The sequence below is a fragment of the Leptothrix discophora genome (assembly GCF_030705305.1).
Classification (GTDB): Bacteria; Pseudomonadota; Gammaproteobacteria; order Burkholderiales; family Burkholderiaceae_C; genus Sphaerotilus; species Sphaerotilus discophorus.
On record NZ_JAUZEE010000001.1, the window covers coordinates 438,452 to 462,665 of the forward strand.

Consider the following 24,214-nt stretch of genomic DNA (forward strand, 5'->3'; position numbering starts at 1 on the left):
ATGCTATCCATGCCGCAGGCGCAGCGGCCAGTGTCTGGCCTCCGACCCTCCTGCGAGGCACCCGGAGCCCGTATCACCCCTCCGGCCGATGCGCCCGAGCCTCCTGCGTGCGCCCGCCCCAGCCCCAGGCGGCCCCTCGAACGTCGCTGATCTGCACGTAGCTGACCGGGTGCAGCTGACCCAGCCGGGCGCGCAGCACCTCGTGGACCAGCGCCACGTAACGTGCCTTCTGGGCCTTGGTGTTCGTCTCGTCGGTGATGCGGATCTCGACGAAGGCGGTCGGCCGGTCCAGCGTCTGCACGCTGTCGCCGCCGATGAACCACTGCGCTGGCGGCACGAACTGCAGCGCGATCGAGGTCAGGTCGCGGCGCTTGTCCAGCACCTTCTCGGTCAGTTCCAGCAGGTCTTCGGCGACGTCGCGGGCCAGTTGCGGCGAGGGCAGGGTGCCGATCAGCACGGTCAGGATGGGCATGGGTTCGTCCCTTGTCGGGTCAGGTGGATGGGCTGGCTTGCACTCTAGGTGCGCAAGCAAGGTCCGGAAACCTGCCATCTGGCGCAACGGTCTTGCAGTCAATGCAAAACCTGTCGACCATGCCGCCCCATGAACCTGCAACTTGACGATGTCGCGCTGTTCGTGCGCGTAGCCAACCTGGGCACCCTCTCGGCGGCGGCCCGCGAGCGCGACGTGCCGGTCAGCCAGGTCAGCCGGGCGGTCGACCGGCTCGAAGCGGTCTGTGGCGTCGCGTTACTGCGGCGCTCGACCCATGGCCTGAGCCTGACCGACGAGGGCGACGCATTCCTGGCCCAGTCGCGCCGCATGCTGGACATCCAGTCCGAGCTGCAGGCCGACCTGAGCGGGCGGCTCGGCGCGCCGGGCGGCTGGGTGCGGGTCAGCGTGAGCGCGGTGCTGGCCCAGACCCTGATCGCGCCCAGCCTGCCGAGCCTGCAGGCGACCTGGCCGGCGCTGCGCCTGGACATCGCCGCCGATGACCGGCTGATCGACATGGTGCGGGACGGCATCGACGTGGCGATCCGCACCGGCGCGCCGGCCAGCGACAGCGTGGTCGCCCGGCCAATCGGCACGCTTCGGCGCGGGCTCTACGCCTCGCCCGGCTACCTCGCGCGCTGCGGCATGCCGAAGGACCTGGACGATCTGGCGCGCCACCGGCTCGTGACCAGCAGCGCCTCACCGGCCTTGAACGACTGGACCTTCCAGCGCGACGGCCGCGAGCAGGTCTGGACCGCTCGGGGTGACACCCGCGTCGACAGCTCGGCCGCGCTGGTCGCGCTGGTGCAGGCGGGCGCGGGCATCTCGCGCCTGACCGACCTCGTCGCCACCCCGCTGGTGCGCGCCGGTGCGCTGGTGCCGGTCCTGCCGGACCTGTTCAGCTCGGCGCCGACACCCGTCCACGCGGTGATGCTGCGCGAGCGCCATCGGCTGCCCAAGGTGCGCGCCTGCGTCGACCACTGGGCCGCCTGGCTGGCTGCCCACGGCGGCGCGTCGCCGTTGGCCTGACGACGGCCGGACTCAAGCCTCGTACAGCTCCAGCGGCAGCCCGTCCGGGTCGGCGAAGAAGACGAAGCGCCGGCCGGTGTGCTCGTCGATGCGGATGGGCTCGACCCCCACGCCGGCCGCCTCCAGCCGGGCCTTGCAGGCGGCCACGTCGTCGACGCCGAAGGCGAGGTGGCGCAGCCCGCGCGCCTCCGGCCAGGACGGCCGCGGTGGCGCGTCGGGGAAGGAGAACAGCTCGATCTGGCTGCCGTCCGGCAGCGCGAGATCGACCTTCCAGGATTGCCGCGCGGCACGGTGGTTCTCGGCCAGCACGCGCAGCCCCAGCAGCCCGACGTAGAAGCGCTTGGACACCTCGATGTCGGCGCAGATGACCGCGACGTGGTGGATGCGCCGCAGCATCGGGGGCAGGGCGTTCGCCGTCACAGCCAGCGCCGAACCTGTGCCGCGTAGCGCATGAACGCGTCGCCAAACAGGCCGGCCAGCACGCGCTCCTCGGGCTGGATCTGGAAGCGGGTGATGTACAGCACGAACACCACCGGCCCGGCCAGCGCCAGCCACGCGCCCAGGTGCAGCGCCCAGGCCGTCAGCAGCAGGGCCATGCCGACGTACATCGGGTTGCGCGTCAGCCGGTAGACGCCGCCGGTGACCAGCGCGGTGCTGCGCTGCGGCCGCATCGGGTTGATGGTGGTGCGCGAGGCCCGGAAGGCCAGCAGCCCGGCGACGTCGAAGGCCAGGCCGGACAGCACGAGGGTGGCCACCAGCCCGGACTGCCAGGCCGGCGCCAGGCCGAGCGACGGCCCCTGTCCGGCGAGGCCCCACATGCCCCACGCGACGAGTGCGCCGATGGCCGGCGGGGGAATCCTGTGGTCGAGGAAGCTCATCGTGGACTCCGGGATGGTCCGCTCAGGCGAGCAGCAGGCGGCCGCGAAAACCGCGCGCCGCGTAGTAGGACTCGGCCCCGTTGTGGTACGTGAAGACCTGGTCGTAGCGCCGGTCGCAGAACAGCGCGCCGCCCAGCGCGCGGATCGCCGGCGGCGTGCGGATCCAGCTGGAGGTCTTGCGGTCGACGGGTTCGAGCGCCTGCAGCGCGCGGTACTGCGCCTCGGTCAGCAACTCGATGCCGAGGGCGGCGGCGCGTTCTTCCACGTTGCCGGCAGGCTTGTTCTCCTTGCGCGCGTCCAGCGCCTGGCGGTCGAAGCACAGGCTGCGCCGGCCGGCGGGGCTTTCCGGCGAACAGTCGCAGTAGACGATCGCGCCGGTCGCCTCGTCGATGCCGACCACGTCCGGCTCGCCGCCGCTGGCCTCCATCGCCCGCAGCACCGGCAGCGCTCGGGGATGGGCGGCGAGCCGGTCGCGCACGTCGACCCAGGCGATGCCGGCGTGGCGGTGCCGGTGCGTCGCATGGCGCGTCTGCAGCAAGGCCAGCAAGTCCTCGTCGGTGGGATCGGGCATGTCGGCCGCTCAGCTCAGCGACATCACGTGCCGGCCGAAGCGGTCGAGGATGGCCTGCCAGCCCTGGCGCTGCTGCTCGGGCGGATAGTCGTTCTCGGCGTCGAAGGTCACCTGCACCGTCACGGCCTCGCCGTCGGGGATGAACTCGACCACGCCGATGCGGTCGCCGAAGGCGTATTCGATGCGTCGCAGCGGATCGATGACGGTGTAGACGCCCTCGAAGTCGAAGCCGAAGCTGCCGTCCTTGGCCTCCATGCGCGACGAGAACTTGCCGCCGACCTGCAGGTCCACGCTGGCCCGCGTGGTGTGCCAGTCGTCCTGCGCGGTGTTCCATTGCACGATGTCGGCGGGCGTCGTGTAGGCCCGCCAGATCTCGGCGATCGGGGCGGCGATGCGGGTCTGGACGGTGATCTTCATGTCGTTCTCCGGTCTGGCGTCAGCGGTGCGCCGTGTCTCTGGGCTGATCGGGGTTGGGGCAGGACGGGATCGCAGGGGCCGTGTACCGGCCGCGATGGATCGTCGTCATGGGATCGTTGCGGTCGACCGCTTCACTGTTCCGGGGAAGCCGGCACGTCATGCAGGTCCTGGAGCCACGGCATGGCCGAGCGTGTCCAGACCTGCCGGTTCGGGGCCAGCCGTGCCCGTTCGTCCACGCAGCCCAGCCGCAAGCCGTAGTGGGTGGGTTGATCGGCAGACGTCGCGTAGAGCGGCGTGCCGCACTCGCCGCAGAAGCCCTGCGCACGCCGGTTGCCGCTCTGGGCGGTCTTGATGTAGACCTTGGGTGTCCCGCTCAGCGACAGGGCCTCGGCGGCCACCGGCACCACCGCCCGGAAGGGGGCGCCAGACATCGTCTGGCAGTCGGTGCAATGGCAGGCGAAAACCTTGGCAGGGTCGATCAGCGCGGTGAACTCGATGGCGCCGCAATGGCATCGGCCGTGGATCTGCATGGTGGCTCCGTTGACGTGCGGATGAAGGATCGGGCGCCGAGCATATCGGCGACCCGCGGTCCTGTCGCTGGCGCCCGCGTGTCGTGAGGTCGACTGCGGTGGACAGGACTCGGCGGGCAGGCGTCGCGGCCTGCAGGAAACGACGGCAGCGCCGGGACAAGGCCCGCAATTTGCAACATCCGGCCACCTTCCCTACCGACACCCCCACCTCCATGCCTGCTCTCAACCCTGGCGACACCGCCTGGATGCTCGTCGCCACCGTGCTCGTCCTGCTCATGACGCTGCCGGGACTGGCCCTGTTCTATGCCGGCATGGTTCGCAAGAAGAACCTGCTGGCGACGCTCGCGCAGGTGCTGGCGACGTGCGCGGTGGTGACGCTGCTGTGGTTCGCGCTCGGCTACAGCCTGGCGTTCCGGCCGGGCAATGGCTGGATCGGGGATGCCGGCGCGGCCTGGCTGCGCACGCTGCAGGTCGACCTGGCCCATGGCGTGGTCAGCCGTCATGCGCTGGCGCCCACGGTGCCGGAGTCGGTGTTCGTGATGTTCCAGCTCAGCTTCGCGGTCATCACGCCCGCCCTGATCGTGGGCGCCTTTGCCGAGCGCATGCGGTTCGCTGCCCTGTTGTGGTTCATGTCGCTGTGGACGCTGGCCGTCTACGCGCCGGTGGCGCACTGGGTCTGGGGGCCGGGTGGGTGGCTGGCGGCGATGGGGGCGCTGGACTTTGCCGGCGGGACCGTCGTTCACGTCAATGCCGGCGTGGCCGGGCTGGTCGCCGCCGCGATGCTGGGGCGACGGATCGGCTACGGCGAGGTGCCGTTGATGCCGTCGCACCTGGGCTGGACCTTTGCCGGCGCCGGGCTGCTGTGGGTCGGCTGGATGGGCTTCAACGGGGGCTCGGCCATGGCCGCCGATGGGCGGGCGGGCATCGCCATCCTGAACACGCAGATGGCGGCCGCGGCCGGCACGCTGGCCTGGATGGCGGCCGAGTGGCTGGTGCGCGGCACGCCGACCCTGCTGGGCCTGTGCAGCGGCGCGGTGGCCGGCCTGGTGGCGGTGACGCCGGCCTCGGGCTACGTGGGTCCGGGCGCGGCGGTGCTGATCGGCGCGCTGGCCGGTGTCGCCAGCTACTGGGGCGCGACCGGGTTGAAGCGCCTGCTGGGGGCCGACGACAGCCTGGACGTGTTCGGCGTACACGGCGTGGCCGGGCTGCTGGGCGCGCTGCTGACCGGCGTGCTGGCCGACCCGCAGATCGGCGGGGTGAGCGGCTCGCTGGTGGTGCAGGCAACCGCCGCCGGCGCGGTGGCGCTCTACAGCGCGGTGGCGACGGCCGCGATCCTCTGGCTTCTGAACATGACGGTGGGCCTGCGGGTGACGCCGCGTCAGGAACATGCCGGCCTGGACCTGAGCCAGCACGGCGAGCGGGTCGAGTGAAGGCCGGGCGCGACGGGCCTGGTCAGGGTTGGCCCTGATCCTGCATGTCGAACCGGGACTGCTCCGCGCAGCCTTGTCCTTTGCAGCCCGCAGGAATCGCCATGTCCGAACCGTCCTCCTCGCCCGAACGTTTTCCTGGTCGCGCCCTGGAACGCCTGAGCGACAGCGACAAGCTCGCCGTCGCCGCGCACCTGCACGTGGCCATGCGCCGCAAGATCGGGCGCGTGACCGACGTCGAATGGCTGCTGCGCAGCGAGGCCTATGCGCGGGAAATCATCCGGCTGGCCCTGGCCGAACGTGATCATCCGGAGCTGCAGGCCTGGGGCCTGAAGCTGCAGACGGCGCTGTTCCCGCCCGCGCCGGCGGTCGCCCCGCCGGCACCGGCCAGGGTCGCCGCCAACAGCGGGCCGATGCCGCTGGATGACGCGCGTTCCCTGCGGCCAGCGCAGGGGCTGCTGGGGCGCTATGTGGGCGGCTTGCGCTGAAGCCGCGGCGCCCCTGTGCCTCATCCGGCGGCGATGTGCAAAAACTGACGCCGACACTGATCAAGTGATCGCTGGTCTGCCAGTTCCAGCCGCCGGTGCTTCAAACTCGCGTCGCGTCGGATGACGGACCCACTGGGAGAGGCACATGGCGGACGACAAGAAGGAAATGGTCAACATGGCGCTCGACGCGCTGGACCGCTTGCTGCGGATGTTCCAGGTCGAGCGCATCGTCTACCTGTTGCTGACGGCGGTGTCCTTCGTGATGCTGCTGTTCGCGGGCTACCAGCTGATCGCCGACCGCGCGATGGACACGACGGCGATGGTGGCCGTCTTCGGCAGCACCGGGCTGGTCACGGCATCGTCGGCGCGCGTGAGCCACTTCTTCCACCGCGCCTTCACGCTGGTCGAAGGTCTGATCCAAGGCCTGTCCAAGCATGAATGACGATCGGATCCTATCGACGCTGGGCGATCTTCAACGGTCGTCCAGGGCCTCGTTGTCGATGGTGCTGCTGGGGGCCGCCTGCCTGGCCGGTGCGCTGTACTACAGCGCCACGCGCCTGGCGCCGCTGGAGCAGCGGGTGCGCGCGCTCGATGCGGCCTTGTCGAGCAAGCAGGCCCAGCTGGATCAGGTCGAGGCCCAGGTGGTCCGCACGGTCGAGGCCTTCGGCCAGATCCAGGCGGGCACCCAGTCGCTGCTGAACCGGCAGTATCCGGATGCCATCCAGAGCTACCAGGCCTACGTCGACCGGTTTCCCGACAACGCCGATGCGCAGGCCATGCTGGGCTATGCGCAACTGCGGCTGGCCAAGTCGCTGCGCCAGTCCGGCAAGGCGCCCAAGCTGTCGGCGGACCGCCGGCGCGAGCTGGAGACCGCCGAGTCGCAGGCGCTGGCCTTGTCGGAGCGCCATCTGCGCGAGTCGATCCGCCTGCGCCAGGGCGGTCAACCTTGGGCGGCCTACAACCTGGTCGTCATGCTCGAACACGTCAAGCGCAGGGATGAGGCGATCCAGGTCCTGACCGACATGCTGCAGGCCGAGCCCGGCATGGTCCGGTGGTTGTGCGAGGACGGCCAGTTCCGGCCGTTCATGCTCGATGCCGGGTTCGCATCGCGTTTTGCCGCGCCGGTCGATGCGGCCGCCGCACGGCAGTCGCTCGCATCCTGCTGGGTCACGCAGGCACCTCGGGGCCAGACCGGGAATTGATCGGTCCGGTCCGCGACGGCAGGTGCGGGTGGCCGCGATGCCACGGCTGCGGGCATGCCGCAGCGGAGACAATGCAGGCCAGTCCGGGCCTTGACCTGCCCGTGTGTCTTCCCGATCGATGCCGCCGAGACCGAGATGTCCGACCCCCGCGCTCCTGACCCGTCCGTACCGCCTGCCGAGCTCGGCACCGGGATCGACCACTACCCCCTGCCGTCGAGCGTCACGCCGGTCGACGAGCACATGATGCGGCTGGCGCTGGACCAGGCGCTCAACGCCCACCTGGCCGGCGAGGTGCCGGTCGGCGCGGTCATCGTCCAGCACACCGAACACGGCCCGCAGGTGCTGGCGACCGGCTACAACCGGCCGATCACCACGCACGACCCGACCGCGCATGCCGAGCTTGTCGCGCTGCGCCATGCCGCCGCACTGGTCGAGAACTACCGGCTGCCGGACTGCGAGCTCTACGTCACGCTCGAACCCTGCCCGATGTGCGCGATGGCGCTGCTGCACGCCCGCTTCAAGCGCGTCGTCTTCGGTGCGCGCGACCCCAAGACCGGTGCGGCCGGCTCGGTGGTCGACCTGTTCGGGCTGAACCAGCTGAACCACCACACGTCCATCGTCGGCGGCGTGCTGGAAGAGCCCTGCGGCCGGGTGCTGCACGACTTCTTCGCCGAACGCCGGGCCCAGCAGCGGGCCGAACGCCTGGCCCGCGGGGCCGAGGGCATGGCCGGCCTGCCGCACGGCGAGGCGCAGCGCGATGGCCACGATGCCCGCCAGCCGTCGCACGATGCGCCGGTCGGCCTGGTGCACGCGCCCATCCTGGGCCACCCGGCCGCGCGCGAGTCCGGGCGCCATGCCGCGCCGGTGGTCGACATCGGCGGCCATCCGCCGGGGCCGCCGGACACGACCCGCGAGACCGATGCGCTGACCTTCACGCTGCCCGAGGTGATCGAGGACATGCCGGTGACCCAGCTCGCGCCGATCGATCCGTTGCCGGTGCCGGACGTGGCCGAGGCCTCGCTGACGCAGCTGGGTGGCTTGAGCGCATTTGCGGCGCTGACCCCGCTGATCGACGAGAAGAAGCGCGGGCCGTCCTCTCGCAGCTGACTGCCTGGCCGGACGTCCCGCCGCGTGTGCCCGCCAGGCCGCAACCGCGCGGTCTCGTCTGGCTTGGCTGCCGATCCCCGCTGACCTGCCGTCTGAAAGTCCTTGATGACCGTTGAGCCGTCTTCCGAACCGGGTCTGGGCGACCTGCATGTCTACAGCCCGTCCGGCGTCGTCGCGCAGGCCGCCGTGTTGCGGCGCGCGGTCAAGCGCCTGGGCCAGGCCGGCTACCGCGTCACGCTGGACGGGTCCGCGCTGGCCCGCCACCAGCGCTTCGCCGGTGACGACGACACCCGCCTGGCCGCGCTGCACCGCGTCGCCGATGCCGCGCCGCATGTCGCGCTGGCCAGCCGGGGCGGCTACGGCCTGACCCGCCTGCTCGACCGGATCGACTGGCAGCGGATCGCCCAGGCGGTCGAGCGTGGCACCCACTGGGTCGGCCACAGCGACCAGACGGCACTGCAGGCCGGCCTGCTGGCCCACATCGGCAACAGCCCGAACGCGGTGACCTGGCACGGCCCCTTGGCCTGTGCCGACTTTGGCGCCAGCGAGGCCGACGGCGGGCTCGACGAGGTCACGCCCGACTGCTTCCACGAGGCGGTCAGCGGCGAGCTGGAGGCGATCGGCTTCCGCGTGCCGGAGGGCCACGATGGCCTTGAACGCAGCGGCCGGCTCTGGGGCGGCAACCTGTGCGTGCTGACCAGCCTGCTGGGCACGCCGCACTGGCCCAAGGTGCGCGGCGGCCTCCTGTACCTGGAGGACGTCAACGAGCATCCCTACCGGGTCGAGCGCATGCTGCTGCAGCTGCACCAGGCCGGCGTGCTGGGCGCGCAGAAGGCCGTCCTGCTGGGCGACTTCAGCGGCTGGAAGAAGAGCCCGCTGGACCGGGGCTACAACCTCAAGGCCGTGGTCGAGCACCTGCGCAGCGTCTGCGACGTGCCGGTGCTGACCGGGCTGCCGATCGGACATGGCCGCACCAAGGTCACGCTGCCGTCCGGCCTGAAGGCGGACCTGGTGGTGCAGGGCCGCGACGCGCTGGTGGCCTGGGGCTGAGGCGGTGCGGCGCTGGCTGGCGAGCACCGCGCTGGCCCTGCTGGCGGCCTGCGGCAACAGCCCGTACCCGCCCGGCGCGGCCGAGGCGAACACGCTCTACACCGCCTTCACCGAGCGCTCGCCGCGCCACCTCGACCCGGTCGCGTCCTACTGGAACCAGGACACGCCCTACACCTACAGCGTCTACGAGCCGCTGCTGGCCTACCACTACCTGAAGCGGCCGTACACGCTGATCCCGCGCCTGGCGCTGGCCGTGCCCGATCCGGTGCTGAAGGACGCGCAGGGGCGCACCCTTCCCGATGGCGCGCCGGACGAACGGGTCGCCGAGAGCGTCTACGAGATCGCCATCCGGCCCGGTGTGCGCTACCAGCCACACCCGGCGTTCGCGCGCGATGCGCAAGGCCGATTCCGCTACCACGGCGAGCAGGCCGAACGCTTGGTCGACGAGCCCGACGCGCCGCTGGACTTCCCGCACCTCGACACGCGCGAGCTCGTCGCCGCCGACTTCGTGCTGGCCTTCCAGCGCCACGCCACGCCGCGCCTGCCCGCGCCGCTGCACAGCCTGCTGGCCGAGCATGTGGTGGGCATGGCCGCGTACAGCGCCCAGGTCCGTGCCGAGGACGCCCGGCTGCGTGCCGGCCTGCCGCCGGACAGCCCGGACCTGCCCTGGCTGGACTTCCGCCGCTGGCCGCTGGCAGGCGTCACCGCGCCGGACACGCACACGCTGCGCATCCGCCTAAAGGGCCGCTACCCGGCCTTCCGCTACTGGCTGGCGACCAGCTTCGTCGCGCCGGTGCCGTGGGAGGTCGAGGCCTTCCACGCCGAGCCCGGCCGGGCCCGGCGCGGCCTGACGCTGGACCGCTGGCCGGTGGGCACCGGGCCCTACATGCTGGCGGTCCATGAACAGGACCGCCGCCACGTGCTGGTGCGCAACCCGAACTTCCGCCACGAGACCTATCCCTGCGAGGGCATGCCCGGTGACGCCGAACGGGGTCTGCTGGCCGACTGTGGCCGGACCTTGCCCTTCATCGACCGGATCGAGTTCCGCATCGAGCGCGAGGCCGCCACGCTCAAGACCAAGTTCCTGCAAGGGTGGCTCGACGCACCCGAGGTCGAGCGCACCGACCGGGGCGCTGACCATGCGCTGGACATGCGCGACGACGAGGCCACCCGCGCCCGCCTGGTCGAGCGCGGCCTGCAGCTGCCCGAGGCTGGCGACCTGGTGGTCTGGTACCTGGGCTTCAACATGCTCGACCCGGTGGTCGGCCGGGGCGACACGCCCGAGCGCGAGCGCCGCCACCGGGCGCTGCGCCAGGCCGTCGCCATCGCGCTGGACTGGGGCGAGCACGCCCGCATCTTCCCGGCCAAGGGCGGGGTCGAGGCGATGGGGCCGCTGCCGGCCGGCGTGGCCGGCTCGCGCCAGGGCACGCGCGAGGGCGTCAACCCGGTGACGCACCGCTGGGTCGACCACCCGCAGGCGCCCGGCGGCGGCCGGGCCGAGCGGCGCAGCCTGGACGAGGCCCGTGCGCTGCTGCGCGAGGCCGGCTACCCCGACGGCCGCGAGGCGCAGTCCGGCCAGCCGCTGGTGCTGCACCTCGACTTCTACCGCGCGATGACGCCCGAGCTGCGCGCCGAGATCGCCTGGCTGACCGGCCGCTTCGCCGCGCTCGGCATCACGCTGGACCTGCGTGCGACCGACAACAACCAGTTCCAGGACAAGGTCCGCAAGGGTCGCCACCAGCTCTATTTCGCCGGCTGGGGTGCCGACTATCCGGACGCCGAGAACTTCCTCTTCCTGCTGCATGGCCCGAATGGCAAGAGTCGGGGCGACGGCGAGAACCTGTCGAACTACGCCGATGCCCGCTACGACGCGCTGTTCCGCCAGATCCAGCTGCTGCCCGACGGGCCGGCGCGGCAGGCGCTGATCGACCAGGCCGTCGCCATCGTCCAGCACGACACGCCCTGGGCCTGGGGCTACATCTCGCAAGGCCGGGCGGCCTGGCAGGGCTGGGTCCGCAATGCCGGCGTGCCGGTGCTGGCCAAGGACCAGCTGCGTTACCTGCGGCTGGACACGGCGCAACGCGCGCGCCTGCTGGCGCAGTGGAACGCGCCGCGCTGGCAGGCGCCGCTGGCCGTCGCGCTGCTGCTGGCGCTTGCCCTGGCCTGGGCCTGGCGCCGCCAGCTGCATCGACGGGCCGAGGCCTCCGCACGGGCGGGAGCACGGGCGGGAGCAAGGACGTGACGGCGCGCCGCACCGTGGTCTTCCTGCTGCGCCGGCTGCGCGACGCCGCGCTGGTGCTGATCGGCGTGCATGTGCTGACCTTTGCGCTGTTCTTCGGCATCAACACGCCCGACGACATGGCCCGCCTTGCGCTGGGCGGCAAGCGCGTCACGGCCGAGCAGGTCACGCACTGGAAGCGCGAGCGCGGCTACGACCGGCCGCTGCTCTGGAATGCCGATGAACACGGGGCTGCTGTGCTGACCCGGACCATCTTCTGGCAACGCACCGCCGCGCTGCTGCGGCTGGACTTCGGCCGCGCCGACAGCGAGAGCGGCGGCGACATCGGCCGTGAGGTCGCTCGCCGCATGGCGGTCAGCGTGCAGTTGGCGCTGCCGCTGTTCGTGCTGCAGGGGCTGGCCAGCCTGCTGATCGCGCTGGCGCTGGTCGCCGTGCGTGGCAGCGCGCTGGAACGCTGGGGCGGTGCGCTGACGCTGCTGATGCTGTCGATCTCCAGCCTGTTCTACATCGTCGCCGGACAGGCGCTGTTCTCGCAGCTGCTGCGGCTGGCGCCGGTGTCGGGCTGGGCGGACGGCTGGGCCTCGTGGCGGTTCCTGGTCCTGCCGCTGCTGCTGGCGCTGCTCACGCGACTGGCCGGCGATGTGCGCCTGTACCGCGCGATGCTGCTCGAAGAAGCCGGCAAGCCACATGTGCGTGCGGCCCGCGCGCGCGGCCTGGGCGAGGCCGCCGTGCTCGGTCGGCACGTGCTGCGCAATGCGGCCGTGCCGGTGCTGACCAGTGCCGGCCTGGTGCTGCCGCTGGTCTTCCTGGGCAGCCTCGTCTTCGAGAGCTTCTTCGGCCTGCCCGGCCTGGGCGCCTACGCGATCGAGGCGATCGCGGCGCAGGACTTCGCGGTCGTGCGGACCATGGTCGTGCTGGGCGCGGCGCTTTACGTCGCGGCCATGCTGCTGGTCGACGCGGCGCTGCTGTGGGCCGATCCGCGCATCCGGCTGGACGGGGCGGAGGAGGGCCGGTGACGCCGACCGAGACCCCCGTCTGGATGCTGCTGGCGCAGGCCCGCCCGGTGCTGCTGTGGACCGATGCGCTGCTCTGGGCCGTGCTGTCCGCCGGCCTGCTGTGCGCCTGGCGGCTGCGCCGCGACCCGCTGCAGCGGCGCGCCTGGGGGCGTGTCGTGCAGACGCCGGGTGCGGCGGCGGCGCTGGTCGTGCTGACGACGCTGGCGGGGCTGGCGCTGGTCGATAGCCTGCACTTCCGGCGCGCGCTGCCGGGGCCGGTGGGAGCGTCGGTCGGTGCGCCCGTCGTGCATGCGACCCAGACCGAGTCGCTCTTGGACCTGCTGCTGGCCCGGCCGCTGGCGATGCGCGAATCGGGCTACTCGCGGCCGCTGGATGCCTGGACGCTGGCCCGCGAGAGCGTCGTGCGCGACGGCGAGGTGCGGCGCGAGCCGTTGCGGCTGGTGCACGGCGGCGCGCACCTGGGCGGCTCGGTCGACGGCCGGCTGGCGGACCTGGCCGGCCGCGCGCTGGCGGGTGCGGCGCTCGGCCTGGGCGTCGCGCTGCTGGCGGTCGTCGCGGTGACGCGCCGCCGGCCGGACCGGCTGGCTGGCCCGGCGCGAGAAGCGGCCCTGGCCGCCGCGCTGCTGGCGATGCTGGCCGGCGTGATCGCGAGCTGGGCCGATGCCTGGCATGTGCTGGGCACCGACCGGATCGGCCAGGATGTGCTGGTTCAGGCGCTCAAGAGCGTGCGCACCGCCTTCGTGATCGGCCTGCTGGCCAGCCTCGCGACGGTGCCGCCGGCGCTCGCGCTGGGCCTGCTGGCGGGCTGGTACCGGGGGGCGGCGGATGCGGCGGTTCAGGGCCTGACCGCCGTGCTGGCCGCCATCCCCAACGTGCTGCTGATCGCGGCCGGCGTGCTGCTGGCGCAGGCCGCGATCGACGCCCATCCGGACGCCTTCGCGTCGGCGCTGGAGCGGGCCGACGCCAAGCTGATGCTGCTGTGCCTGATCCTGGGCCTGGGCGGCTGGGCGGGGCTGTGCCGGCTGGTCCGGGCCGAAACGCTGCGCCTGCGCGAGCAGGACTTCATCCGTGCGGCACGCGGCGCCGGCCTGTCGGACGGGCGCATCGTCTGGCGCCACCTGGCCCCGAACGTCGCCCACCTGGTGCTGATCCAGGCCGCGCTGGACCTGTCCATGCTGGTCCTCTACGAGGCCGTGCTGACCTATGTCGGCGTCGGCGTGGACCCGGCGCTGCAGAGCTTCGGCGGCATGATCAACCTGGCCCGCAGCGAGCTGCTGCGCGAGCCGGTGGTCTGGTGGTCGGTTGGCGCGGCCTTCGTCTTCATGGTCGTGCTGGTGCTGGCGCTGAACGTGCTGGCCGATGCGATCCGGCAGGCCTTCGACCCGCGTGCCGCGCTGTCCGTCGGAGGACGGTCGTGAGCACGCTGCTGCTGGACATCGCCGAGCTGTGCGTCGATCTGGACGACGACGCGCAGCCGCGGCCGCGCCGGATGCTGCACGGCCTGTCGCTGGCGCTGCGGCGCGGCGAGACGGTCGCGCTGGTCGGGCCTTCGGGCAGCGGCAAGAGCCTGACGGCGGCGGCGCTGATGCGGCTGTTGCCGGAAAACGCCTGGATCGCCGCGGGCGACGTCCGCCTGGCCGCACGCGGCGGCCCGGAGGCCCACGACGGCCGTCGCGCGCCAACGCAGAACCTGCCCGACCTGCCCGAACACGCGATGCGACCGGTGCGCGGCGGCCGCATCGGCATCGTCTTTCAGGACCCGAGCGCGAGCCTGAACCCGGTGCTGACGATCGGCCGTCAGCTGCGCGAGGCCATCGAGGCCCACACGGCGCTGCGCGGTGCGGCGGCTGGGGCGCGGGCGCGGCGCTGGCTCGACGAGGTCGGCCTGCCGGCATCGGCGCTGGACCGCCATGCCTTCGAGCTGTCGGGCGGCCAGCAGCAGCGCGCGATGCTGGCCATCGCGCTGGCCGGCGAGCCTGAGCTGCTGATCGCCGACGAGGCCACCTCGGCGCTGGACGTGCTGACGCAGGCTCAGGTGCTGAGCCTGATCGAGCGCCTGCAGGCCGAGCGCCGGCTGGGCCTGCTGCTGATCACGCACGACCTGGCGATCGCGGCCCGGCATGCCGACCGCATCGCGCTGCTGGACCACGGCCGCCTGGTCGCCGCCGGTCCGACCGCGCTGCTGCTGGGGCGCGATGGTGCGCCGGCGCTGCCCTTGTTGCGCGAGCTGCTGGATGCGGTGCCAGGTGGCGCGGGCTGGGGGCGTGGGGAGGCCGAGCTGCGCCCGGGATCGACCCCGACCCCGACCCCGACCGCGCCGTTGCTGCGCGTCGACGCGCTGCGCATCGCCTACCCGGCGCGCCGGACCGGGCTGATCGGACGCGAGCCGGGCCATGTCGCCGTCGACGGCGTGGGCTTCGAGCTCGCGGCCGGGCGCACGCTGGCGCTGGTCGGCGCGAGCGGATGCGGCAAGTCCAGCGTTGCACTGGCACTGACGCGGCTGCTGCCGGCGTCGGCGAGGCTCGAGGGCTCGATCCTGCTCGACAACGTCGACCTGGGCGGGCTGAAGGGGCGGGCGCTGCGACAGGCCCGCTGCGACGTGCAGCTGGTCTTCCAGGACCCGCTCGCGTCGCTGGACCCGCGCCAGCGTGTCGGCGACATGCTGGCCGAGACGCTCGCGGCGCTGCGCCCGGACTGGGATGCCGGCCGCCGCGCCGCGCGCCTGGCCGGTCTGGTCGAGCAGGTCGGGCTGGCGGGCCTGGACCTCGGCCGCCATCCGCATGCCTATTCGGGCGGCCAGCGCCAGCGCCTGGCCATCGCGCGGGCGCTGGCCTGCCAGCCACGCCTGCTGGTCTGCGACGAGCCGACCTCGGCGCTGGACCTGATCACGCAGGCTCAGGTGCTGAGCCTGCTGCGCGACCTTCAGCGCGAGACCGGCGTGGCGATGGTCTTCATCACCCATCACCTCGCGCTGGTCGAGGCCATCGCCGACGAGGTGGCGGTGATGGACGCCGGCCGCATCGTCGAGTCCGGTCCGGTCGACCGCGTGTTGGACCCCGTGGCCGGCCAGCGCCACCCGGTCACGCGTTCGCTGTGGGCAGCCCTGCCGAGGTTGTGAACAGGCCGCTCCGGTGGTCAGGCCAGCCAGGCCAGCCACAGCCCGGTCACCGCCAGCGAACCCAGTGTCACCGGCACGCCGACCCGCGCATGGGTGCGCCAGTCGATCGCCACGCCGCGCCGCTGGGCCGCATCGACCACGATGATGTTGGCGATGCTGCCGACGATCAGCAGGTTGCCCGCCAGCGTGCTGACCAGGGTCAGCGTCAACCCCGCCAGCGCATGCGTCGCATGGGGCAGCAGCAGCATCACGGCGGGCACGTTGGAGACCAGGTTGGACAGCCCGAAGGTCGTGATCGCCAGCGGCGCCGGGTCGGCAAGCGCGATGCCGGCCCGGGCCAGCGCGTCGACCGCCTGCTGCGGCAGGCCGGTGGCCTCGAAGGCATGGTTGACGATGAACAGGCCGATGAAGAGCAGCAGCAGCTCGTAGTCGATCAGTCCGAGCATGTCGCGCGAGTGCAGCTTGCGGCTGAGCAGCAGCAGGCCAGCGCCGGTCAGCGCGATGACCTCTCGCGGCCAGTCGGTCAGCAGGAAACACGCGACGATGCCGAGCGCGACGCCCAGGCCCTTGGCGGTCTGCCAGCGGTCGAACGCGATCTCGGCCACGCCGGTGCCCGCCTCGACCGGCCCGGTCCAGCGCCCGCGGAACAGCCACGCGACGATCGCCCAGGTCAGGCCGAGTGCCAGCAGCACCGGTGGCGTCGCATCCCGCACATGGCCGGCGAAGTCGAGCTTCAGGGTCTCGCCGACCAGCATGTTCTGCGGGTTGCCGATCAGCGTCGCGGCCGAACCGATGTTGGACGCGCAGGCCAGCGCCAGCAGCAGCGGCAGCGGGTTCAGGCCGCGCCGCCGGGCCGCGTCCACCAGCACCGGCGCAACCGCCAGGCAGACGATGTCGTTGCTGAAGACCGCCGACAGCACCGCGCTGACCACGATCAGCGCGCCCAGGAGCTCGGCGGGCGAGAGCGGCAGGGCGGCCAGCCGGCGCGTCGCCCAGTCGTAGAAGCCGCCCAGGCGCATCTGGGCGGACACGACCATGAAGGCGAACAGCAGGATGACGGTGGGAACGTGAACGGCCTGCGCGGCATCCTGCATCGACAGCACGTCGCCGCCGATCAGCGCGATCGCGCCGAGTAGTGCCACGCCGGTGCGGTCCAGCTGCAGGAAGGGCAGGCCGCCCAGCACCATGCCGAGGTAGACGAGCGCGAAGACGAGGACGGTGACATCCTGGGCCGGGGTCATGGCGGGTCTCCAGAAACGGCAAGACCGGCCGGAGCCGGTCTTGCAAGCAGGGCCAGGTACGCCCGGGTGTGCGTCAGAGCACGTCGGAGGCGAAGTCGGCCAGGCGCGAACGCTCGCCGCGTGCCAGCGTGATGTGGCCGGCATGCGGCCAGCCCTTGAAGCGGTCGACCGCAAAGGTCAGGCCCGAGCTGCCTTCGGTCAGGTAAGGCGTGTCGATCTGCGCGAGGTTGCCCAGGCAGACGATCTTGGTGCCCGGACCGGCGCGCGTCACCAGCGTCTTCATCTGCTTGGGCGTGAGGTTCTGGGCCTCGTCGATGATGACGAACTTGTTCAGGAAGGTGCGCCCGCGCATGAAGTTCAGGCTCTTGATCTTGATCTTGCTGCGCACGAGGTCGTTGGTGGCCGCACGGCCCCATTCGCCGGCGGCGCTGTCACCGCGGGCCAGGACCTCGAGGTTGTCGTCCAGCGCGCCCATCCACGGCCCCATCTTCTCTTCCTCGTTGCCGGGCAGGAAGCCGATGTCCTCGCCGACCGGCACGGTCACGCGGGTCACGATGATCTCGGAGTAGCGGCGGTCGTCGAGCACCTGCGCCAGGCCCGAGGCCAGCGTCATCAGCGTCTTGCCGGTGCCGGCGGTGCCGGTCAGCGTGATGAAGTCGCAGTCCGGATCCATCAGCAGGTTGAGCGCGAAGTTCTGCTCACGGTTGCGGGCCGACACGCCCCAGACCGCATGCTTGGCGTGGGTGTAGTCCTTCAGCGTCTTCAGCACGGCGGTCTTGCCGGTGATCTCGGTGACCTTGGCATACAGCGCAGCGTTGCCGGGGGTCTCGAGGTAGACGAACTGGTTGACCATCAGCACCGGCACCAGCGGTCCGCTGATGCGGTAGTAGGTCGAGCCGCCCTGCTGCCAGCTCTCCATGGTCTTGCCGTGGCGCTCCCAGAAGTCGGACGGCAGCGGCATCACGCCGGTGTAGAGCAGGTCGCCGTCTTCCAGCGTCTTGTCGTTGAAGTAGTCCTCGGCGGGCAGGCCCAGCGCGCGGGCCTTGATGCGCATGTTGATGTCCTTGGACACCAGCACGACCTCGCGCTCGGGCATGGCCCCGCGCAGGCTCTGCACCACGCCCAGGATCTGGTTGTCGGCCTTGCCCTGCGGCAGGCCGTCGGGCAGCTTGATGTCCAGGAAGGTGGTCTGGAAGTAGAGCTTGCCGCCGGCCTCGCGGTGGCCGGTCTTGGCCAGGGCGATGCCGTCGGCGGCGTCGAGCTTGCCGTTCTCGTCCAGGCTGGCGGCCAGCGCGTCGAGCTCTCGGCTGACCTGGCGCACGTTGCGCGAGACCTCGCTCATGCCCTTCTTGTGGCCGTCGAGTTCCTCGAGCGTGATCATCGGCAGGTAGATGTCGTGCTCCTCGAAGCGGAAGATCGACATCGGGTCGTGCATCAGCACGTTGGTGTCGAGCACGAACAGCTTGGCCGGACCGGTCGAGCGCGGCTTGCGGGCGCGGGTCGAACCGGCGCTGGCAGCACTGCGGGACGTCGGCGAGGCACCCTGGCCGGCGCGCGTGGCGACCGGTGCCGGAGCGGGCAGGGCGGGCGGCTGGACCACGGCCGGCGAAGCGGCCTTGGCGGGCTGCGCGGCGGCGGTCTTGGCGGGGGTTGTCGCGGCCTTGACCGACTTGGCGCGGGGCGCCTTGGCCGGCGCGGCGACGGCCGTCGCCTCGGTCGGCGCAGCCGCCAGGGCGGCTTCGGGGGCCTTCAGTTCCAGGACGGCGCCGGTGCCGGCGCTGGCGGTGAGGCTGTCGGCCCCATCGGACCGGCTGGCCGATGCCGTGCGACGGCTGCTGCGGGGCGCGGACTGCGCGTCGTACTGGCTGGGGTCGAGGACAGCGCCGCGTTTGGCGGGAGGTTGAGGCAGAGGCATCGAGTTCAGGCTTCGCGGGCTGAGGACAGAACGCGCCGGTTGGCGGGGACGGGAACCGGCGCGACAACAAAAAAGCCGCGCAGCAAGCTGGGCGGCTTTGTCATGGGGTGCGATCTGGTCGTCGCAGGCATGAGCCCATTATGCATGGGCAAAACTGCGGTGAACGTGGCCCCGGTGCGAAGGGTGAGACTGCTGCAGCACCCGTCCGAACCGTGACGCGGAAGCACCTGGCGGGTGCCCCGGACCGCCACCACGCGCCCGGTCAGGCGGTGGTGATGTTGAGTTCGCGCACGGCCTTGAGGACTTCCTCGACATGGCCGGCGACCTTGATGCCGCGCCATTCGGCACGCAGCACGCCTTCAGCGTCGATCAGGAAGGTCGAGCGCTCGATGCCCTTGACCTTCTTGCCATACATGATCTTGTTCTTGACCACGCCGAACATGTGGCAGAGCTTCTCTTCGGTGTCGGCGATCAACTCGAAGGGCAGTTCAAGGTTCTGCTTGAACTTGTCGTGCGAGGCCATGTTGTCGCGCGACACGCCGAAGACCACCGCACCGGCGTCCTTGAACTCCTGGTGCTGGTCCCGGAACTGCATCGCTTCGGTGGTACAACCCGGCGTGTTGTCCTTCGGGTAGAAGTACAGCACCACGGCCTTGCCCAGGAAGGCTTGCGACGTGAACTTGACGCCTCCCGTGGCGTTGGCGTCGATGTCCGGCAGGGCTTTGTTGAGAGCAGGCGTCATGCAGCGTTCTATCTGGAATAGCACTCGGTCGAGTGCAATCCCGTCATTATAAAACGCTGGAACCGTCCGGGCCCCGTTCGCGGGTCATGGCACCGCCTGATCGGGTGCTGACAGGAGGCTTTCGACGCGCGGGATGCCCGTGGTGATCGGCTCAATCCAGCAAAAGCACCGCGACGGCGCGACGGCCTTCGCCGATCAGGATGTTGTAGGTGCGGCAGGCCGCAGCCGTGTCCATGCTCTCGACGCCGATGCCGCGCGTCAGCAGCGGGTGGCTCAGGCGCGGCGACACGAACTGGTGCCGGGCGCCGGTACCGACGATCACGACCTCGGGCTGCAAGGCCAGCAGCGACTCGAACTGGCCGACCGTCAGGTCCTCGACCCTGGCGCAGGGCCAGGCGGTGATCTCGCCCTGCCAGGGAACCCTGACGCTGGTGGTCCAGACCTGCTGGTTGACGGTCACCTGGGTCGAGGTGCTGGCCTGGATCGCGTTGACGCCGTCGAGGCGTTCGGGTTGGAACTTCACGGTGCGGAGATGACCAGGAGCGCCCTTGGGCTGGGGCTAAAATTCTATGCTTTGTGCCTCAGGCAGCGCTCGGAAGGGTCCGTGGTTGCCGGTTGCGGCCGCCCATCAGGAGACCTCGTGCTCAAGCCCGTCGCCAAGTCCAGCAAGCTCGCCAACGTGTGCTACGACATCCGTGGCCCGGTGCTGGAGAAGGCCCGCCAGATGGAGGAAGAAGGCCACAAGATCATCAAGCTCAACATCGGCAACCTCGCCGTGTTCGGGCTGGAGCCGCCCGACGAGATCGTGCAGGACATGATCCGCAACATGCCGCATTCGGCCGGCTACACCGACAGCAAGGGCCTGTTCGCGCCACGCAAGTCGGTGGTGCACTACACGCAGGAGAAGGGCGTCAAGGGCGTGACGGTGGACGACGTCTACCTCGGCAACGGCGCCTCCGAGCTGATCGCGATGAGCATGAACGCGCTGCTCGACGACGGCGACGAGGTGCTGATCCCCTCGCCCGACTACCCGCTCTACACCGCTGTCGTGGCGCTGTCCGGTGGCCGCCCGGTGCACTACCAGTGCGACGAGCAGAGCGAGTGGTACCCGGACATCGGCGACATCAAGGCCAAGATCACGCCGCGCACCAAGGCGATCGTGGTGATCAACCCGAACAACCCGACGGGCGCGCTCTACCCGGACAGCCTGCTGCTGGAGCTGATCGAGGTGGCGCGCGAGCACCAGCTCATCATCTTTGCCGACGAGATCTACGACAAGACGCTCTACGACGGCCACACCCACACCAGCATTGCCTCGTTGTGCGACGACGTGCTGACGCTGACCTTCAACGGCCTGAGCAAGAACTACCGCTCCTGCGGCTACCGGGCCGGCTGGATGGTCGTCTCGGGCGACAAGCGCCATGCCCGCGACTACATCGAGGGCCTGACCATGCTGGCCTCCATGCGCCTGTGCGCCAACACGCCCGGCCAGCTGGCGATCCAGACGGCGCTGGGCGGCTACCAGAGCATCAAGGACCTGGTCGCGCCGACCGGCCGGCTGTGCCGCCAGCGTGACCTCGCGCACAAGCTGTTGACCGACATCCCCGGCGTCAGCTGCGTCAAGCCCAAGGGCGCGCTCTACATGTTCCCGCGGCTCGACCCGAAGCTCTACCCGATCTCGGACGACCAGGCCTTCGCCTACGAATTGCTGGCCGAGGAGAAGGTCCTGATCGTGCAGGGCACCGGCTTCAACTGGCCGACGCCGGACCACTTCCGGCTCGTGTTCCTGCCGAACTCGGACGACCTGACCGATGCGGTCACGCGCATCGCCCGCTTCCTCGACGGCTTCCGTCGCCGCCACGGCCGCTGAGCGCGTGCCGGGCCTGGGCGGTGCCGCTCGCAAGCGGCACGCCTCGCCATCCTTCCTGCCTCTGTCCTAGAACCTGGCGCTCTGCGTCTCGCTGTCATGAAACCCATCAAAGTCGGCCTGCTCGGCATCGGTACCGTCGGTAGCGGCGTCTTCGAGGTGCTGCGTCGCAACCAAGAAGAGATCAAGCGTCGCGCCGGTCGCGGCATCGAGCTGGTGATGGTCTCGCGCCGTGACCTAGCCAAGGCCCGCGAGATCGTCGGCGACCATGCGCAGGTCGTCGCCGACCCGCGCGACATCATCCGCAACCCCGAGATCGACATCGTCGTCGAGCTGATCGGCGGCTACACGCTGGCGCGCGAGCTGGTGCTCGAGGCCATCGCCGCCGGCAAGCACGTCGTCACCGCCAACAAGGCGCTGCTGGCGGTGCACGGCACCGAGATCTTCGCGGCCGCCCGCGACAGGGGCGTGATGGTGGCCTTCGAGGCCGCCGTGGCCGGTGGCATCCCGATCATCAAGGCCCTGCGCGAGGGCCTGACCGCCAACCAGATCCAGTGGGTCGCCGGCATCATCAACGGCACCACCAACTTCATCCTCAGCGAGATGCGCGACAAGGGCCTCGACTTCGAGGTGGTCCTGAAGGAAGCGCAGCGGCTGGGCTATGCCGAGGCCGATCCGACCTTCGACATCGAGGGCGTGGATGCGGCCCACAAGGCCACCCTGATGAGCGCGCTGGCCTTTGGCATCCCGGTCCAGTTCGATCGGGCCCACGTCGAGGGCATCACGAAGCTGCAGGCCGCCGACATCCGCTATGCCGAACAGCTCGGCTACCGCATCAAGCTGCTGGGCATCGCGCGCCGCCAGGCCGCCGGCATCGAGTTGCGCGTGCACCCGACGCTGGTGCCCAGCAAGCGCCTGATCGCCAACGTCGAAGGCGCGATGAACGCGGTGATGGTGCAGGGCGATGCGGTGGGCACGACGCTCTACTACGGCAAGGGCGCCGGCAGCGAGCCGACCGCCAGCGCGGTCATTGCCGACCTGGTCGACATCACCCGCCTGCACACCGCCGACCCGGAACAGCGCGTGCCGCACCTGGCCTTCCAGCCCGACGAGCTGCATGCCACGCCCATCGTCGCGATCGACCAGGTCGTGACCTCCTTCTATCTGCGCCTGCAGGTGGCCGACCAGAAGGGCGTGCTGGCCGCCATCACGCGCATCCTGGCCGAGTCGGACATCTCGATCGACGCGGTGCTGCAGCGCGAGTCGGCCGAGGGCGAGAACTCCACCGACGTCATCATCCTGACGCACGAGACCGTCGAGGGCCGCATGCGCGCGGCGCTGGTCCAGATGCAGGCCCTGCCGACGGTGCTCGCGCCGATCGTCAGCCTGCGCAAGGAAGAACTCGCCTGAGGCCGACCATGAAGTACATCAGCACCCGCGGCGACCAGACCCTGCGCGGCTTCTCCGAGATCCTGCTGGAAGGCCTGGCGCCCGACGGCGGCCTCTACCTGCCGGTCCGCTATCCGCACGTCGATGCGGCCATGCTGGCGGCCTGGCGCGGCCTGTCCTATGCCGACCTGGCCTTCGAGATCCTGTCGCTCTACATCGACGACATCCCGGCCGAGGACCTGCGCATGCTGGTGCGCAAGACCTACACCGCCGAGGTGTTCGGCAGCGCCGCCATCGTGCCGCTCAAGCCGCTGGAACCCGGCCTGGCGCTGGAAGCCCTGTCCAACGGCCCGACGCTGGCCTTCAAGGACATGGCCATGCAGCTGCTGGGCAACCTGTTCGAGTACGAACTGGACCGGCGCGGCGAGAGCCTCAACATCCTCGGCGCGACCTCGGGCGACACCGGCAGCGCGGCCGAGCACGCCATGCGCGGCAAGCGCGGCGTCAACGTCTTCATGCTCAGCCCGCATGGCCGCATGAGCCCGTTCCAGCAGGCCCAGATGTTCAGCCTTCAGGACGCCAACATCCACAACCTCGCGGTCGAGGGCGTGTTCGACGACTGCCAGGACATCGTCAAGGCGGTCTCCAACGACCTGGCCTTCAAGCGCCGCTACCGCATCGGCACGGTCAACTCGATCAACTGGGCCCGGCTGCTGGCCCAGGTCGTCTACTACTTTGCGGGCTACTTCCAGGCCACCACGACGAACGACGAGCGCGTCAGCTTCACCGTGCCGAGCGGCAACTTCGGCAATGTCTGCGCCGGCCACGTCGCCCGCATGATGGGCCTGCCGATCGCGCAGCTGGTGGTGGCGACCAACGAGAACAACGTGCTGGAAGAGTTCTTCCGCACCGGCACCTACCGGGTTCGCGGCAGTGCCGAGACCTGGGAGACCTCCAGCCCGTCGATGGACATCTCCAAGGCCAGCAACTTCGAGCGCTTCGTGTTCGACCTGCTGGGCCGCGACGGTGCGCGCACGCAGTCGCTGTTCGGCGCGGCCCTGTCGCGCGACGGGGCCTTCACGCTGTCGGCCGACGAGTTCGCTCGGGTGGCGGGCTACGGCTTCGTGGCCGGGCGCAGCACCCACGCCGACCGGCTGGCGACGATCCAGGCGACCTGGCAGGCCCACGGCGTGCTGGTCGACACCCACACGGCCGATGGCCTGAAGGTGGCGCGCGAGCACCGCCAGGACGGCATCCCGATGATCGTGCTGGAGACCGCGCTGCCGGCCAAGTTCGAGGCCACGATCACCGAGGCGCTCGGCGATGCGGTGCATGCGCCGCGTCCGGCCCATCTGGCCGACCTGGAATCTCGCCCGAAGCGCTTCCAGGTCGTGCCGGCCGACACCGCCACGGTGCAGCGCTACATCGAGGCTCACGTCATCCTGTGAAGCAGACGGCACGGGTCGCGGCCCGTGCCGCGGTCCACCTCACGGCCATCCTT

Annotated in this window: 23 protein-coding genes and 1 pseudogene; 14 read left to right on the top strand and 10 right to left on the bottom strand. The window is 70.9% G+C overall.

Annotation, left to right across the window (positions count from 1 at the left end):
• Positions 1-73 precede the first annotated feature (73 nt).
• Positions 74-472, bottom strand: coding sequence for a tautomerase family protein (locus tag Q8X39_RS01955; protein WP_305747943.1), 399 nt, complete (start codon positions 470-472; stop codon positions 74-76).
• 129 nt (positions 473-601) lie between these two features.
• Here Q8X39_RS01955 and Q8X39_RS01960 point away from each other — a divergent pair, with 129 nt between their 5' ends.
• A complete protein-coding gene (locus Q8X39_RS01960) occupies positions 602-1,516 on the top strand; it encodes a LysR family transcriptional regulator (protein WP_305747944.1) in 915 nt (304 codons plus the stop codon).
• Between the two features lie 12 nt (positions 1,517-1,528).
• Here the strand turns inward: Q8X39_RS01960 and gloA2 are convergent, their stop codons facing one another.
• The 5 genes from gloA2 to Q8X39_RS01985 form a co-directional block, all read right to left on the bottom strand.
• The gene (gene gloA2 / locus Q8X39_RS01965; RefSeq protein WP_305747945.1) at positions 1,529-1,912 is read right to left on the bottom strand and encodes an SMU1112c/YaeR family gloxylase I-like metalloprotein; all 384 of its coding nucleotides are present in this window, start codon (positions 1,910-1,912) and stop codon (positions 1,529-1,531) included.
• 20 nt (positions 1,913-1,932) lie between these two features.
• On the bottom strand, positions 1,933-2,394 hold the full coding sequence (locus Q8X39_RS01970) for a methyltransferase family protein (RefSeq protein WP_305747946.1): 462 nt from the start codon (positions 2,392-2,394) through the stop codon (positions 1,933-1,935).
• A gap of 22 nt (positions 2,395-2,416) precedes the next feature.
• Positions 2,417-2,965, bottom strand: a complete 549-nt coding sequence (locus Q8X39_RS01975) for a DUF4256 domain-containing protein (RefSeq protein WP_305747947.1) — start codon at positions 2,963-2,965, stop codon at positions 2,417-2,419.
• 9 nt (positions 2,966-2,974) lie between these two features.
• Positions 2,975-3,382: an SRPBCC domain-containing protein gene (locus Q8X39_RS01980; RefSeq protein WP_305747948.1), complete on the bottom strand. Its 408-nt coding sequence runs from the start codon at positions 3,380-3,382 to the stop codon at positions 2,975-2,977.
• A 131-nt stretch (positions 3,383-3,513) separates the two neighbouring features.
• Positions 3,514-3,912, bottom strand: a complete 399-nt coding sequence (locus tag Q8X39_RS01985; protein ID WP_305747949.1) for a GFA family protein — start codon at positions 3,910-3,912, stop codon at positions 3,514-3,516.
• Between the two features lie 212 nt (positions 3,913-4,124).
• Here Q8X39_RS01985 and Q8X39_RS01990 point away from each other — a divergent pair, with 212 nt between their 5' ends.
• From Q8X39_RS01990 to Q8X39_RS02035, 10 genes and pseudogenes are all read left to right on the top strand, one after another.
• Positions 4,125-5,342: an ammonium transporter gene (locus tag Q8X39_RS01990; protein ID WP_305747950.1), complete on the top strand. Its 1,218-nt coding sequence runs from the start codon at positions 4,125-4,127 to the stop codon at positions 5,340-5,342.
• Positions 5,343-5,443: 101 nt separating this feature from the next.
• The gene (locus Q8X39_RS01995) at positions 5,444-5,827 is read left to right on the top strand and encodes a hypothetical protein (protein ID WP_305747951.1); all 384 of its coding nucleotides are present in this window, start codon (positions 5,444-5,446) and stop codon (positions 5,825-5,827) included.
• Positions 5,828-5,972: 145 nt separating this feature from the next.
• A complete protein-coding gene (locus tag Q8X39_RS02000) occupies positions 5,973-6,269 on the top strand; it encodes a hypothetical protein (protein ID WP_305747952.1) in 297 nt (98 codons plus the stop codon).
• On the top strand, positions 6,262-7,029 hold the full coding sequence (locus Q8X39_RS02005; RefSeq protein WP_305747953.1) for a tetratricopeptide repeat protein: 768 nt from the start codon (positions 6,262-6,264) through the stop codon (positions 7,027-7,029). Before Q8X39_RS02000 ends, Q8X39_RS02005 begins: the two co-directional genes overlap by 8 nt.
• A 240-nt stretch (positions 7,030-7,269) precedes the next feature.
• A pseudogene (gene tadA / locus Q8X39_RS02010) lies at positions 7,270-7,776 on the top strand (tRNA adenosine(34) deaminase TadA); the annotation flags it as partial.
• A 465-nt stretch (positions 7,777-8,241) separates the two neighbouring features.
• The gene (locus tag Q8X39_RS02015; RefSeq protein ID WP_305747954.1) at positions 8,242-9,186 is read left to right on the top strand and encodes an LD-carboxypeptidase; all 945 of its coding nucleotides are present in this window, start codon (positions 8,242-8,244) and stop codon (positions 9,184-9,186) included.
• A gap of 4 nt (positions 9,187-9,190) precedes the next feature.
• Positions 9,191-11,428, top strand: a complete 2,238-nt coding sequence (locus Q8X39_RS02020; protein WP_305747955.1) for an ABC transporter substrate-binding protein — start codon at positions 9,191-9,193, stop codon at positions 11,426-11,428.
• Positions 11,425-12,441 (top strand): ABC transporter permease, encoded by a 1,017-nt coding sequence (locus tag Q8X39_RS02025; protein ID WP_305747956.1) that lies wholly within the window; start codon positions 11,425-11,427, stop codon positions 12,439-12,441. The genes Q8X39_RS02020 and Q8X39_RS02025 overlap by 4 nt, the downstream gene beginning before the upstream one ends.
• Positions 12,438-13,859 (top strand): ABC transporter permease, encoded by a 1,422-nt coding sequence (locus Q8X39_RS02030; protein WP_305747957.1) that lies wholly within the window; start codon positions 12,438-12,440, stop codon positions 13,857-13,859. Before Q8X39_RS02025 ends, Q8X39_RS02030 begins: the two co-directional genes overlap by 4 nt.
• Entirely contained in the window at positions 13,856-15,559 is a 1,704-nt protein-coding gene (locus Q8X39_RS02035) for an ATP-binding cassette domain-containing protein (RefSeq protein ID WP_305747958.1), read from the top strand. Before Q8X39_RS02030 ends, Q8X39_RS02035 begins: the two co-directional genes overlap by 4 nt.
• A 17-nt stretch (positions 15,560-15,576) precedes the next feature.
• Here Q8X39_RS02035 and Q8X39_RS02040 read toward each other — a convergent pair whose 3' ends face one another.
• The 4 genes from Q8X39_RS02040 to Q8X39_RS02055 all read right to left on the bottom strand — a co-directional run bounded on the left by Q8X39_RS02040 (position 15,577) and on the right by Q8X39_RS02055 (position 19,980).
• The gene (locus Q8X39_RS02040) at positions 15,577-16,800 is read right to left on the bottom strand and encodes an SLC13 family permease (protein ID WP_305747959.1); all 1,224 of its coding nucleotides are present in this window, start codon (positions 16,798-16,800) and stop codon (positions 15,577-15,579) included.
• A gap of 73 nt (positions 16,801-16,873) precedes the next feature.
• Entirely contained in the window at positions 16,874-18,715 is a 1,842-nt protein-coding gene (locus tag Q8X39_RS02045; RefSeq protein ID WP_305747960.1) for a PhoH family protein, read from the bottom strand.
• 262 nt (positions 18,716-18,977) lie between these two features.
• Positions 18,978-19,457 carry a peroxiredoxin gene (locus Q8X39_RS02050; protein ID WP_305747961.1) on the bottom strand — a complete coding sequence of 160 codons (480 nt, stop codon included), beginning with the start codon at positions 19,455-19,457 and terminating at the stop codon, positions 18,978-18,980.
• A gap of 151 nt (positions 19,458-19,608) precedes the next feature.
• Complete coding sequence (locus tag Q8X39_RS02055; protein ID WP_305747962.1) at positions 19,609-19,980, bottom strand: Mth938-like domain-containing protein; 372 nt, start codon at positions 19,978-19,980, stop codon at positions 19,609-19,611.
• Positions 19,981-20,097: 117 nt separating this feature from the next.
• On the opposite strand from Q8X39_RS02055, the gene Q8X39_RS02060 reads away from it, so the two are divergent.
• The 3 genes from Q8X39_RS02060 to thrC all read left to right on the top strand — a co-directional run bounded on the left by Q8X39_RS02060 (position 20,098) and on the right by thrC (position 24,161).
• Positions 20,098-21,327: a pyridoxal phosphate-dependent aminotransferase gene (locus Q8X39_RS02060; protein WP_305747963.1), complete on the top strand. Its 1,230-nt coding sequence runs from the start codon at positions 20,098-20,100 to the stop codon at positions 21,325-21,327.
• A gap of 96 nt (positions 21,328-21,423) precedes the next feature.
• Positions 21,424-22,734 (top strand): homoserine dehydrogenase, encoded by a 1,311-nt coding sequence (locus Q8X39_RS02065; protein ID WP_305747964.1) that lies wholly within the window; start codon positions 21,424-21,426, stop codon positions 22,732-22,734.
• Positions 22,735-22,742: 8 nt separating this feature from the next.
• The gene (gene thrC / locus Q8X39_RS02070) at positions 22,743-24,161 is read left to right on the top strand and encodes a threonine synthase (protein ID WP_305747965.1); all 1,419 of its coding nucleotides are present in this window, start codon (positions 22,743-22,745) and stop codon (positions 24,159-24,161) included.
• Positions 24,162-24,214: the final 53 nt, after the last annotated feature.